Annotated in this window: 10 protein-coding genes and 1 riboswitch; of the genes, 5 read left to right on the forward strand and 5 right to left on the reverse strand. The window is 39.0% G+C overall.

From position 1 onward, the window contains the following. Positions 1-213 precede the first annotated feature (213 nt). The 3 genes from ABXG83_RS00130 (at position 214) to ABXG83_RS00140 (ending at position 3,003) form a co-directional block, all read left to right on the forward strand. On the forward strand, positions 214-516 hold the full coding sequence (locus ABXG83_RS00130) for a hypothetical protein (protein ID WP_353549493.1): 303 nt from the start codon (positions 214-216) through the stop codon (positions 514-516). A 72-nt stretch (positions 517-588) separates the two neighbouring features. Further along, positions 589-1,944, forward strand: coding sequence for a Gfo/Idh/MocA family oxidoreductase (locus ABXG83_RS00135; protein ID WP_353549494.1), 1,356 nt, complete (start codon positions 589-591; stop codon positions 1,942-1,944). A gap of 9 nt (positions 1,945-1,953) precedes the next feature. Beyond that, positions 1,954-3,003: an aminoglycoside phosphotransferase family protein gene (locus ABXG83_RS00140; protein ID WP_353549495.1), complete on the forward strand. Its 1,050-nt coding sequence runs from the start codon at positions 1,954-1,956 to the stop codon at positions 3,001-3,003. 12 nt (positions 3,004-3,015) lie between these two features. Here the strand turns inward: ABXG83_RS00140 and ABXG83_RS00145 are convergent, their stop codons facing one another. Further along, complete coding sequence (locus ABXG83_RS00145; protein ID WP_353549496.1) at positions 3,016-4,056, reverse strand: histidine kinase; 1,041 nt, start codon at positions 4,054-4,056, stop codon at positions 3,016-3,018. A gap of 151 nt (positions 4,057-4,207) precedes the next feature. Here ABXG83_RS00145 and ABXG83_RS00150 point away from each other — a divergent pair, with 151 nt between their 5' ends. Continuing rightward, positions 4,208-5,677, forward strand: a complete 1,470-nt coding sequence (locus tag ABXG83_RS00150; protein WP_353549497.1) for a M28 family peptidase — start codon at positions 4,208-4,210, stop codon at positions 5,675-5,677. Between the two features lie 61 nt (positions 5,678-5,738). Here ABXG83_RS00150 and ABXG83_RS00155 read toward each other — a convergent pair whose 3' ends face one another. Genes ABXG83_RS00155 through ABXG83_RS00170 form a run of 4 tightly spaced genes read right to left on the reverse strand, consistent with a single transcriptional unit; the run spans position 5,739 to position 10,150 of the window. Then, positions 5,739-6,998: an ectonucleotide pyrophosphatase/phosphodiesterase gene (locus ABXG83_RS00155; protein ID WP_353549498.1), complete on the reverse strand. Its 1,260-nt coding sequence runs from the start codon at positions 6,996-6,998 to the stop codon at positions 5,739-5,741. A gap of 60 nt (positions 6,999-7,058) precedes the next feature. After that, entirely contained in the window at positions 7,059-7,661 is a 603-nt protein-coding gene (locus tag ABXG83_RS00160) for a phosphatase PAP2 family protein (RefSeq protein WP_353549499.1), read from the reverse strand. A gap of 44 nt (positions 7,662-7,705) precedes the next feature. After that, positions 7,706-8,962 (reverse strand): homoserine dehydrogenase, encoded by a 1,257-nt coding sequence (locus tag ABXG83_RS00165; RefSeq protein ID WP_353549500.1) that lies wholly within the window; start codon positions 8,960-8,962, stop codon positions 7,706-7,708. Positions 8,963-8,968: 6 nt separating this feature from the next. Further along, entirely contained in the window at positions 8,969-10,150 is a 1,182-nt protein-coding gene (locus ABXG83_RS00170) for a cystathionine gamma-synthase (RefSeq protein ID WP_353549501.1), read from the reverse strand. A 177-nt stretch (positions 10,151-10,327) separates the two neighbouring features. Next, a riboswitch (SAM riboswitch) is annotated at positions 10,328-10,445 on the reverse strand. A 185-nt stretch (positions 10,446-10,630) separates the two neighbouring features. Here ABXG83_RS00170 and uvrA point away from each other — a divergent pair. Next, positions 10,631-13,528, forward strand: a complete 2,898-nt coding sequence (gene uvrA, locus ABXG83_RS00175; protein ID WP_353549502.1) for an excinuclease ABC subunit UvrA — start codon at positions 10,631-10,633, stop codon at positions 13,526-13,528. Position 13,529: the final 1 nt, after the last annotated feature.

The following is a 13,529-nucleotide window of genomic DNA, read 5'->3' on the forward strand; positions in this document are numbered from 1 at the left end:
ATCGTTATTAATATCATTCATACATCGCCTGTTCAACAAGAACAGGCGATTTTTTTAAACAACGGTAGTGTATTTATATGTGTCGATATTGGTTATTGATTTAATAGTTGAAGTGACAGTATGATGGACGGATAACTTTGTTCATAGGTTTTTACAGATGCATCTGTGTATATAAAGAATGTAGTATGCGATTCGATTTACTTTACCAGATTCATGATCAAAATCTTTCCTGATGATACTTACTTAAGCTTAAAATTGAATAACATGCAATCAGATCAGGTATTCACCAAGCGTCAGCTTCAGACTATCAATAGACACGCCACTGAACTCTTACAGGCATTTGATCAACTGATGAAAGAGCATGGATTATCAGATTTTGTGATCACGAGTATCCATCTTACTACAAGAGAAAACCCGACCGGTGATCAGATTTTGCCTTTTTGTAGTATCGGCGAGGAACCGGCCGCTGTTTGTGACCAATGGGGCACTTGTTCCGTTACTTGTATTAAACCCTGATAGGTATTCTCATCCTTTAGCGTAGTATTTTTATTTTTATCCCTTACATTGCGGTTGCCAAAAACGACTGCCATGTTAAGAAGAAAATTTATTGCACAGACCGGATTAACGGCTGCTGCCATGACTGCATTTCCCTCTATTGCGATACAGGCCACAACGCCCGCAGAAAAAGTTCGCCTTGCTATTATTGGTACAGGTTTGCGTGGACAGAATCACCTCGATTTGATTTTACGCAGGGCAGATACAGATCTTGTTGCTATCTGCGATATCAATGATAAAATGTTAGAGTCAGCAAAGTCAATGATCTCAAAGAGTGGAAAGCCAATGCCTAAAATATTTACAGGAGATGCTTATGCATGGCAGAAAATGATCACAACACATCAGCTCGATGGAATCATTATTGCTACCCCTTGGGAATGGCATAAAGAAATGATCATTGGTTCGATACAGGCAGGTATTAAGTATATCGGTTCTGAAGTAATGATCGGGATCAGTTTAGAAGATCACTGGGAAGTTGTGCGTGCAGCTGAATCTGCGAAAGCAAATGTTATGATGCTGGAAAATGTTTGCTATAGAAGAGATGTTATGGCGGTACTGAATATGGTACGACAAAATTTATTCGGTGAGTTGATCCATTTACAAGGAGGCTATCAGCATGATCTTCGTGAAGTGAAATTCAATGACGGGGTTCATCCTTATGGTCATGGTGTAGAATTTGGGGAGAAAGGATTTTCTGAAGCTGTATGGCGTACAGCACATTCAGTGAATAGAAATGGAGATCTATATCCAACCCATGGTATCGGTCCGGTTGCACATTATATCAATATCAATCGCGGGAATCGCTTCATTTCTTTGTCTTCTTTTGCTTCTAAAGCGAGAGGGTTACATAATCATATCGTAAAAAATGGCGGTGAGAATCATCCAAACGCAAAAGTGAAATTTAAGTTGGGAGATGTGGTTACCACCAATATTCTTTGTGCCAATGGCGAAACCATATTATTACAACATGATACAAACTTGCCCAGACCCTATTCTTTAGGATTTCGGGTGCAGGGAACAGAAGGTATTTGGATGGATGTTAACAAAGGCATTTATCTGGAAGGAAAATCTGCTAAAGCACACCAATGGGATAATAGCAAAGAGTGGCTCGATAAATACGATCATCCGTTATGGAAAAGATGGAGTAAAGAAACAGATGGTGCCGGACATGGCGGTATGGATTTTTTTGTGATCCACTCATTTGTTGAGTCGATCAAAAGAAAACAACCAACTCCTATGGATGTCTATGATGCAGCCTCTTGGAGCGCTATTACACCATTAAGCGAACAGTCGATCGATTTGGGTAACCAAACCATTCCTTTTCCGGACTTCACAGGTGGACAATGGATGTATCGTAAACCTGTATTTGCTTTGAATGATGAATTCTGATGAAAGATCATGACAAATATTGCACCTCCCATATCGGTTTTAGAAGCATATGGTTTACATGAAAAACCTGTTGATATCATCACTATCAGTAATGGGTTGATCAATCATACCTGGAAACTAAGTCTCGGCGATCGTGCATGGATCCTTCAAAGAATCAATACTGCTGTTTTTAAAACGCCTCAGTTCATTCAGCAAAATATAGAGCGATTAGGTGCTTTTATCCAGTCTGTTCATCCTCAGTACCTATTCACAATGCCGCTACCGGCAAAGGGTGGTACTACCATGGTGCAGATAAAAGAAGAGTTTTATCGATTGTTTTCCTATATACCTGATTCAAAAACAATCACAGTAGTTGAAACGGCCCGGCAAGCAGAAGCTGCGGCATTTCAGTTTGGTAACTTTACCCGACAATTCGCGGATTTTGATTGTTCAAACCTTTATATAACCATTAAGGGATTTCATGATCTTTCTTTTCGATATGAACAATTTCAACAGTCGCTTCAACATGGATTAGCTGATCGTATCGTGCAAGCTGGTGCATGGATCACTCAATTACAATCATTGTCATCCATTGAGCAGACCTATAAGAATATGCTCAGTGATACAGACTATAAGATCAGGGTCACACATCATGATACCAAGATCAGTAATATTTTATTTGATCTTACAGATAATGGTCTATGTGTAATTGATTTGGATACCGTTATGCCTGGTTATTTTTTCAGTGATCTGGGTGATATGTTCAGAACCTATCTTTCTCCCGTAAATGAAGAAGAACAAGACTTGAGTTTGATTCAGGTGCGTAGCGATATATATAAAGCCATTGTAAATGGATATGCAAAAGGCATGGGAGATATACTTACAGAAAAAGAGCGGCACTCTTTTTTTGATGCAGGTGCTATCATGATCTACATGCAGGCACTACGATTTATGACAGACTTCTTAAACGGCGATCTTTATTATCAGATACAATACCCTGCACACAATTTCGAGCGTGCCAAGAATCAGATAACTTTATTGCAAGACTATTTGCAGAAGAAAGATGAATTACAACCCTAGCATCAGTTTTTTTTATAAGGGTATACAAACCGCTGCCTTGATCATGCCAGCTTCAGGAGTATCTACCAGAATACGGGCTTTTTGTCCATATACACTGTAGATGCGTTTTCTGATCTCACTCAGATGCTCATTTTCCATTTCCAGATAGTTGGATAAATTTCCTGAGCTGATAACGCCAAAACAATGCAGGTCCTCTTTGTATTCAGAATAAATATCAATACTACCTGTCTTGATCTGATCATCAAAACCATGCCGGATCGCTTTTTCTACAAGGTTTTGGATCACCATGGCAGGCACAGGCTGGTCTAATGTATCTTCTTCAATATCGTATTGAACAAATAATTGATCTGCAAACCGAATCTGCTCCAATGCGATATAGTCTTTGATGATCGATAATTCTTTTTCGAATAGCGTTTTTTCTGCTTTGTCTACCTGAATGCTATTACGTAGAATATTACTCAACATCGTGATGGCCTTTCTAGCTCTCACCGGATCATCTGTAACAAGTGAACGGATACTATTCAAACTGTTGAATAAAAATTCAGGATTGATATGCGATTTTAAAGTAGTGATCTCCAGTTCACTTAATAGGTTTTCGAGTTTAGCCTGTTCAATATTCTGTTCTCTGGTTTTTTGTACATAGTGATAAGTGAAGTATAAAAGATTCCAGATCAGCACAAAGTGGAAATATGAAAAAGCAAATCGGATCGCTATATTTAAAAATGAGAATCCTGAGAGATTAAACGATTGAATATCCAGCCATGATTCTGTAGCTACAATACAGACGCCGATAAAAAATGAAAATACTAGGGAAAGAACGGTTAGCGAAAATATCTGTTTTTGTAAACTGAGTTTTAGGATCCTCAATCGCTGAATCACCATGCGCATGATATGCGTGAGCCAAAACCCGATAAAAACATGTGTAAGTAATTGTTCAAAAAAATAGGGTTGAGGAGCAGCGCGTATGGATAAATAAAAGAAAATATAGATCAAGCAGTAGAGTGACCAGCCTGCTGTTTGGAAGATCCAATAAGTTCTTTGATGTTTATTCATATGGGACTAAGATATTAAATATGTGCATATTCACTCAGGTTATATAGATGTTCGGACCAATACCGGTTAAATCGGGTAAATGATCTATTCATAGATTATTCTCCTCATCTTCAGTAATAATCTATAAATTCCACGTTCATAAATACCTGTTATGATCAAAAAAATCACTACCGGATTAACAGCTATACTGTTAATCAATACTGTTGTCATTGCACAGGCAAAACAAGAGTGGAATACAATTTTCAAAGCCATTAATGATGAAGTACAACAAAGTTCAAAAGCATATAGTACTTTAAAAGAAGCTACCGAAACCATCGGGCATCGTCTTACAGGCTCCAAAAATGGAGAGAAAGCCGAGGCATATGCATATAACCTACTGAAATCATATGGTTTTAAAGATGTGAAGTATCAGCCTTTTGAAGTAGAAAGCTGGAGTAGAGGAACCCTATCTATTCAGATCGGTACGGATCGATCTTCTTTAAAAGAAGTAAAATCTGTTTCCTTGGCTCATTCACCCGTAGCAGCCGATGTTACGCTGGAAGTAGCTGATATGGGCAATGGATTAGAAGAAGATTATTTGGCAAATCCCGGTAAAGTAACGGGAAAGATCGCGCTTGTTTATTTAGGTGTGTTGCCAGGCTCTAAACAAGGTACCAGAAGTTTGCATCGCTCTGAAAAAACAGCATTGGCTACCAAATATGGTGCGAAAGGAATCATCATCATCAATACCGCTGATGGGGGAATTCTGTTAACGGGTACAGCATCTGTTACAGGTAAATTGATTCCTATTCCGGCAGTTTGTATTGGTAAAGAGGATGGAATGGCTTTCAAAGCTGAAGTAGCAAAAGCGACGCATTATGCTCATATCAAAATGACCAATTTCTCGGGCATGATCAAAGCCAGGAATGTGATCGCTACCATAAAAGGTAAAACACTCCCTAATGAAAAGATCGTAGTTGGTGGGCACTTAGATAGCTGGGATCTGGCAACAGGTGCTATCGATAACGGTATCGGATCTTTCTCTGTATTAGACATGGCTCGCACCTTCAAAGTGCTAAAACTACAACCACAAAGAACCATTGAGTTCGTTATGTTCATGGGAGAAGAAGAAGGATTATTAGGATCAAAAGCTTATGTAGAACAAGCCATTAAGAACAAAACGATCGATCAGTTGCGTTATATGCTGAATTATGATATGACCAATGACCCTAAGGGATATTCAACCACTGCAGAAGAAAGCAAAGAATTGTTTCAGTCGATCGGTGCCATTGCAAAAAGTATTGATACCAGTTTTACCAATTTATTCAGAAGTGGTGCTGGACTACACAGCGATCATCAGCCGTTCATGTTACATGGAGTACCTACAGGCGGAGCGGCAGGGGGCAGGTTACCCAATAATGCCGGACCTTGTTATCACGCAGATTGTGATGACTTTAAATTAGTAGATCCACAAGGAATGAAAAACACAGTACGATTCAATGCCATGTTATTATATGGTATTGCAGATGCTGATATCATTAAAGCCAAACATTTCACTGACGCCGAAACCAGAGAATTTCTATTAAAGAATAATCTGAAAGAACCACTGAAAATTGCGGGTGAATGGCGTTGGGAGGACTAAAGAATATTGAATAATCAATGATGAATGATCAATGTGAAATCAAGCCAACATTGATCATTCATTATTTAGTATTGATTATTTTCTTCAGCGTTTCCAGTTTTCCATCAATTTTAGTTGCGTCATACTGTAGTCCGAGTATCTCTGCGATCAATGGATATACATGGATATTTTCAAATCCTTGTATTTGTAAACCTTTTTTAAATGCTGGCCCCCAAGCCTGAAAACTTGCACGCATATCCGGATAATGAGGATCAAAGCCATGTTTACCCGGACCGGTAGGTCGTCCACCCCGATTAAAAACTTTGGGTAATCGTGCTAAAAGAATGATGTCGCCAATTCTGTTATAGCGATCATCATCCGTGCTATAATGCAAACTGGCAGGCATTGTGCTTTTTAGGTACACATCATAATCTACCGCATTCTTTTTTAAGTTCTCATAAAAAGGTAGGATCGAATTTTTGTCTTTCGCATACAATTGTAATACCGCACTCCCTGAATTGATCGTAAACAATGCAGTATCGATGGTAGGATAAGGAATGGTATTTTGCTGATCTACTTTAGCCATACCATGATCTGCCACAAAAACAAAATTCACAGGTAGTCCGGATGCTGCTGCAACTTTCTGAAGTTTGCCAATACTTTCATCTACAAACTGAACAGCTTCTGCTGTTTCTTTACTATCCGGCCCAAAGCTATGCGCCGCATGATCTACTTCGGGGAAATAGAAACTAATAAAATGAGGTCTTTTATCTCTTGGTAAAGCAAGCCACTCTTTTACTGTTTCAATTCTTTGATCAATACTGATCTTTTCATTATAGAAATAATGGTAGGTGGGTGGTAATTGTTGAATCGGGGCTTCAGAAGCAACCCAATAAAAGCTGGCAGCGATCATTTGTTGTTGCTCAGCCAAAACCCATAATGGTGTTCCGCCATACCAATAGGGGTCAGCTACCATTTTCTTATCCTGCATGCCATAAGTCTGTTGACGCTTGCGGTCATAAAAACTATTATCTACAAGACCATGATGTGCGGGATATAAGCCTGTTACGATCGTATAATGGTTGGGAAATGTAAGAGAGGGAAATGAAGGCTGCATATAATCAGCAACAACTCCTTGTTCACCTAAAGCAATCAGATTTTTTGCCTGATACTTTTTTGCAAAATCACTTCTGAAACCATCTGCAGAGATCAGGATCACATATGGTTTGTCTTGTTGGTGAATGGCATTTTGTCGGCCCGGCATGATTTGCTGTGTCGTATCCTGAGAGAAAGATCGTATCACGCAAAGCATTAACAGAAGAGAGATTGTCTTTTTCATCATGTCTGAAGGTTGAACGACAAAGCTAATCAGATAATGGGTAAAGTCTGTGTGACTTTACTGTCAATTCTTAGCCCATTTATTTTGTACAAATATTGATATACAGATCGTTAAGATCGCAGCAATGATCCCGCCTGCTACATCTATCGGAAAATGTTGTGCCAGATAAATACGAGAGTAGCCCGCCAGTATCGCATAGCACAGCCCTACAGGCAAGATCCATTTTCTAGGAATCAATACAGTGGCCAGTAAAAATATGGTGAAGGCGGTAGTGGTATGTCCGGATGGAAAACTATTCAAACTGTGTAGTTCCACCCCGTTGACACTATGGAATAATGAATGATCTGAGATAGCCAAAGAGGGGCGAGGGCTTCCTTTGAAAAAAATATTTTTACTCAATTGCGAAAAAAGAGTCGAAAAAACAATGGAACTGAGTACGAGTAAAAATTGGTCTCTTTTAAAGAAAATAATCAGTAAAGTGATCGGTACCCATACAGCGCCATCAGCTGTATGAGTCCAGTACCTGAAAAAATGATCTGCAATAGTCCCAAGATCATTGTTCAGCAATAAAAAAGCGTTTTCCTTTCCTAGCTGATATGAAAGCACAAAAAGTACGATCCCTAAAACAAGTGAAATCAAGATAGCTCTCTTTGTTAATTGCGTCATAGATCAAAGCTAAGAAAAGGAAAACGCTTTTGCATCAACGCGGATCAGACAATTCCTGCCAATTCGAGACTTTTCCTTTTGAGTTTGATGATATCCAAATTGTCTATGATAGGATCGGTAGATAAAATGAGTGAAGTATTATTTTCCTTCCACCAGCTATTTTCGGTGAGTTTGCTGACATGTAATACGCCAACAAGATATTTTCGTTCAGCATCAGCATGCCATTCTTCGATCCATTCAAAATCTTCTTTGGGAATATACTTCCAGTCATCAAAACTTACATACACTTTTAAGTAATACTCATTTGTTAATGTATGTGGTTGATGATGGTATAGTTTTTTGTATTCATATCTGTAATTGTATCTCAGTGCAGAAATATCACTCAATACTGCAGAAGCTGTTGGGAAGCTACCTGCACCTTTGCCATAAAAAAATTGTTTATCAGCAAATCCGCTTTCGATAACGACTCCATTGTATTCATTTTTTACAAAGGATAATGGATCATCTTGTCTTACAAACTGGGGCAATACAAAAGCAGCCACTGAGCCATTTTTCAGTTTTTTTGCCTGTGCAATTAATTTAATATCATAGTGTTTCTCTTTTGCAACCAATGCATCACTTAACTGAATATTCTGGATACCACTAAAAAGCAATTCTTCCGGAGAGGTTATGATACCATAGGCATGGTTCAATAGGATGACCCATTTATTCAAAGCATCATATCCCTCAACATCCAATTTGGGATTGCTCTCTGCAAACCCAAGTTGCTGAGCCAATAACAAAGCCGATTGAAAATCGAGTTTGTCTTCAAACATTTTAGTAAGGATGAAATTGGTGGATCCATTAACGATCGCTTTAATAGAATGCAGCAGGTCGTTATCATAATATTCTTCAAGATTTCTGATCACAGGAATCGATGCGCAGGCTGAGGATTCATATAAAAATGGTAATCCGGTTGCTTCCTGTAATTGTAATAAGGCAGAAAGATTCTCTGCAATCATTTTCTTACTAGCACTCACCACCGCTTTTCCATTCGTAAGGGCTGTTGAAACGATTTCAAATGCTGCAACTGCGTCATCGATCACTTCTACGATCACATTGATCTCAGGATCATTTAACAATACTGTGCGATCAGTTGTAAAAAGAGAAGATGGAGCATCTCTCTTTTTTTCAGGATTGCGGATACATACTTTTTTAATTGATGCTTTTAATGATGGAGTTTTTTGTAAAACCTTATAAAGACCTTCGCCTACTACACCAAATCCAAATAATCCAATCGTTAATTGCTTGTGAGCTTCCATAGTTTATTATGCTGTTAATGTGAATGAGAATTTATGATTGCGTGATATTATTTTTTGAAAAGTTTGATCCAGGTCCTGAATCAGATCTTCTGTTTCTTCTAAACCGATCGACAAACGAATCAAACTGTCGGATACTCCCGCAGCCCTTCTTTTATCAGCAGGTATTGACTTGTGGGTCATATTGGCGGGATGTGAAATGAGACTTTTAATACCCCCAAGGCTTTCTGCTAACTTGAATAATTGTGTTTGTGTTACAAAATCAATAGCGGCTTGTTCAGTATCCTCTTTCAATGAAAATGAAACGATGCCACCAAAACCTTTTGCTTGCTTTTTTGCAACGTCATGATTCGGATGGGAGGTTAATCCGGGATAATACACTTTGTCTACCGCAGGATGTTGTTCCAAAAATTTTGCTACTTCTAATGCTGAGGCACAATGCTGGCGGATGCGTAAATGCAAGGTTTCAATGCCACGGATCACCAGCCAGCTATCAAAAGGGCCCAAGACCGCACCACAAGCATTTTGAAGGTATTTCAATTTGTCGCCGATCAGTTTATCCTTTGCTACCACAATACCGGCGATCAGATCGCTATGCCCCCCAAGATATTTGGTAGCGCTATGTATTACAATATCAGCTCCCAATGAAAGAGGCTGTTGTAAGGCGGGTGAAGCAAAAGTATTATCCACGCAAAGTAAACAGGCATTGGCTTTTGCGATTTGTGCTATGGCAGCAATATCAGATATTTTAAGAGTTGGATTGGTAGGGGTTTCCAACCAGATCAGTTTAGTCTTAGGCGTAATAGCATCCACTACTTTCGCAATATCTGTGGTATCAACATAATGAACCTTGATTCCAAACTGTTCGTACACATTGTTGAACAAACGAAATGCACCACCATAGATATCATCTACTGCTACTATTTCATCACCTGTTTTAAGCAATTTGATCACAGTATCAATGGCTGCTAATCCGCTGGCAAAAGCCAATCCGGTCTGTCCATTTTCAAGTGTAGCGATCAACGATTCTAAAGTCGCACGTGTTGGATTTCCACTTCTTGCATAATCATATCCTTTGTTGACACCAGGTGCATCCTGCACAAAAGTGGAAGTTTGATAAATCGGTACTGAGATGGCGCCGGTTTGCGGGTCAACAGGAATGCTGTGAATGAGTTGTGTTGCGTTGCTCATGTTAAACAGTTTTGTTCCTTTCTTTCGAAAGGGTGAATGATGTTGTTAAAAATGTCTTTGTGCAACTGATCGAGAAGGAGTGGACTTAACAGCGGAGCAATAAAAAAGCTCATCTGTTAAGTCAGATGAGCTTGAAATATGTAGAACGGCGAACCGTTATGAATCAAACTTTACTCTGACTTATCTTCTTCCGTTGTACCAACGGAATCGGATTTGGCACCTTCATATCAACGAGTGGTGATATGGGTTGCCAAGGCTTCATCGGGCCAATTCCCTCTGCCTTTCTTGATAAGTTGTTGTTTAAAGAACTAATGCAAATGTATAAGCAGCTTTGTCAAATTACCAAATTCTGATTCGAAAAAAAATATTAAATCGCCAGAACCCTTTACAGCAAAGGGTTTTAATTTTAAAAATTTTCCCTAACAACTGTTCGGTTTCAACTTTATGGCTCATCAGATGTTCTTATCTTTACTTATCATCATGGCAAAAAAGATCAGTAAGGAAGCAGTCGTTGAATCTGTTCAACACCAGGAAGAAACCATCTCCGTTTTCGGAGCACGCGAACATAATTTAAAGAATATCGATATCACCATTCCTAAAAACAAATTGGTTGTTTTTACGGGAGTCAGTGGTAGTGGTAAGTCTTCTCTCGCATTTGATACCATCTACAATGAAGGCCAACGCAGGTACATGGAAAGCTTTAGCGCCTATGCACGTCAATTCATGGGTGATATGGAGCGGCCGGATGTAGATAAGATCACCGGATTATCACCGGTAATATCTATTGAACAAAAAACCACTAATAAGAATCCAAGATCTACTGTTGGTACCGTTACTGAAGTGTATGACTTTTTGCGACTTTTATTTGCAAGAATTGGTGAAGCGTATAGTTATAATACCGGTAAGAAGATGGTCAAATTCAGCGAAGAAGAGATCGTCGAAAATATCTTTCAAAAATACAAACAGAAAAAAATCACATTGCTTGCACCACTCATTCGTGGACGCAAAGGGCATTACCGTGAACTCTTTGAAGATATTCGGAAAAAAGGATTCCTGAAAGTTCGGGTAGATGGTGAGATCATTGATCTTACACCGAAACTGCAAGTTGATCGATATAAGATACATGATATTGAAGTGGTAATAGACCGGTTACAGGTAACACCCGATATGAAAGTTAGGTTGAGCCAGAGTGTTCAGCAGACTTTGCGTATGGGTAAGGATCTGATGTTCTTATTGGTGAATGATACACAAAAGACCGTTCAGTATTCTAAGCAACTGATGTGTGAAGAAACAGGTATCAGTTATGAAGAGCCTTCGCCCAATGCATTCTCTTTTAACTCACCGTACGGTGCATGCCCTGTGTGCAAAGGACTAGGTAATGTATATTCTGTCAGCATGGAAGCGGTATTGCCTGATCGTTCACTCTCCATCAAGGAAGGAGGTATAGCACCCTTGGGGGAACAACGTGATGCTTATATGTTTCGGAATGTAGAAACCCTTGCTAAAAAAAATAAGATCAGCTTAGATAAACCGATCAAAGACCTTCCTGAAAAATCGCTCAATATTTTATTGTTTGGTAATCCTGATGGGATCACGGAAGAGATCATAGATATGGATGAGGTGTCGACCGGAATGCCTTATGACGGAGTATTTGAAGGGATCATACCCATGTTGAAGCGATGGTTTACCGGAACCAGTAGTAGCGAAGCCTTACGAGAATGGGTAGAGCAATTCATGGAATTGAAAACCTGTAATGAATGTAATGGTGCCCGTTTGAAAAAAGAGAGTCTTTGGTTCAAGGTCAATGAGAAGAATATCGCAGAACTCAGTCATCTTAACTTGGATAAACTCTATCAGTGGTTTACAGATATTGAAAAGCGATTGGATGCCAAACAAAATGTAATCGCAAAAGATATTCTGAAAGAGATCAGAGAAAGACTTCAGTTCTTACTGGATGTAGGACTCACTTATCTGTCACTGAATCGTCCATCCAGAACATTGAGTGGTGGCGAATCTCAGCGAATTCGCTTGGCTACACAGATTGGTTCTCAGTTACAGGGTATTACTTATATATTGGATGAGCCTTCAATTGGATTACACCAACGAGATAATCATCAATTGATCAAAGCACTTCAAAATTTGAGGGATATCGGTAATACCGTTTTGGTGGTAGAACATGATAAAGATATTATGTTGGCTGCTGATCATTTGGTAGATATTGGTCCACGAGCCGGTAGTTATGGCGGACAAATTGTTGCTGCCGGTACTCCTCACGAAGTATTAAAAAGTGCTTCCGAAACCGCTTTATACTTAAATGGTAAAAAAAGTATTGAAGTGCCTTTGGAAAGAAGAGCAGGAAACGGAAAAATATTGGAGTTGAAAGGTGCTTCAGGTAATAATCTGAAACAAGTAAGCGTAAAATTCCCATTGGGTAAACTCATTGTCGTGAGTGGTGTAAGTGGAAGTGGGAAGTCTACGCTTATTAATGAGACTTTATATCCATTGCTGTCTAAGCATTGTTACAATAGCAGGGTAACTCCTATGGAGTTTAAAAGCATCAAAGGTTTAGAACATATTGATAAAGTCATTGAGATCGATCAATCACCCATTGGAAGAACGCCAAGGAGTAATCCTGCCACTTATTGTGGATTTTTTACTGAGATCAGAACACTCTTTGCTTCAGTTCCGGAAGCAAAGATCAGGGGATATAATGCAGGCCGTTTCTCTTTCAATGTAAAGGGAGGTCGCTGTGATATGTGTGAAGGTGGAGGTATGCGTGTGATCGAAATGAATTTTTTACCCGATGTTTATGTCCATTGTGAAAAATGTAATGGGAAAAGATACAATAGAGAAACTCTAGAGATTCGATACAAAGGAAAATCAATCAGTGATGTATTGAATATGACGGTTGATGAAGCCTGTGATTTCTTTCAACCCGTTCATTATTTGTATCGAAAAATAAAAGTATTACAAGATGTAGGCTTAGGTTATATCACACTCGGACAATCAGCTGTGACATTAAGTGGCGGAGAGGCACAACGTGTAAAACTGGCTACTGAGTTAGGAAAAAAAGATACCGGTAAGACCTTTTATATATTGGATGAACCTACTACCGGACTACATTTTCAAGACATCAGGCATTTACTGGATGTATTGAATAAACTAGTAGACAGAGGTAATACGGTATTGGTGATAGAACACAATCTGGATGTAATAAAAGTGGCAGACCATATTATTGATCTTGGACCAGAAGGAGGTGATGGGGGTGGATTGATCTTATTTGAAGGCACACCTGAAGAGATGATCCATAATAAACAGAGTCATACAGCCAGGTTTGTAAAGGATGAATTGAATTCTAAGCCACAAGGAAGAAAATAAT

Source organism: Sediminibacterium sp. KACHI17 (genome assembly GCF_040362915.1).
Classification (GTDB): domain Bacteria; phylum Bacteroidota; class Bacteroidia; order Chitinophagales; family Chitinophagaceae; genus Sediminibacterium.

Coding starts and splice junctions, on each gene's coding strand:
- ABXG83_RS00160 (WP_353549499.1), bottom strand. CDS start 7,661: ATGACGCAATTAACAAAGAGAGCTATCTTGATTTCACTTGTTTTAGGG.
- ABXG83_RS00150 (WP_353549497.1), top strand. CDS start 4,208: ATGATCAAAAAAATCACTACCGGATTAACAGCTATACTGTTAATCAAT.
- ABXG83_RS00135 (WP_353549494.1), top strand. CDS start 589: ATGTTAAGAAGAAAATTTATTGCACAGACCGGATTAACGGCTGCTGCC.
- ABXG83_RS00130 (WP_353549493.1), top strand. CDS start 214: ATGATCAAAATCTTTCCTGATGATACTTACTTAAGCTTAAAATTGAAT.
- ABXG83_RS00155 (WP_353549498.1), bottom strand. CDS start 6,998: ATGATGAAAAAGACAATCTCTCTTCTGTTAATGCTTTGCGTGATACGA.
- ABXG83_RS00140 (WP_353549495.1), top strand. CDS start 1,954: ATGACAAATATTGCACCTCCCATATCGGTTTTAGAAGCATATGGTTTA.
- ABXG83_RS00145 (WP_353549496.1), bottom strand. CDS start 4,056: ATGAATAAACATCAAAGAACTTATTGGATCTTCCAAACAGCAGGCTGG.
- ABXG83_RS00170 (WP_353549501.1), bottom strand. CDS start 10,150: ATGAGCAACGCAACACAACTCATTCACAGCATTCCTGTTGACCCGCAA.
- ABXG83_RS00165 (WP_353549500.1), bottom strand. CDS start 8,962: ATGGAAGCTCACAAGCAATTAACGATTGGATTATTTGGATTTGGTGTA.
- uvrA (WP_353549502.1), top strand. CDS start 10,631: ATGGCAAAAAAGATCAGTAAGGAAGCAGTCGTTGAATCTGTTCAACAC.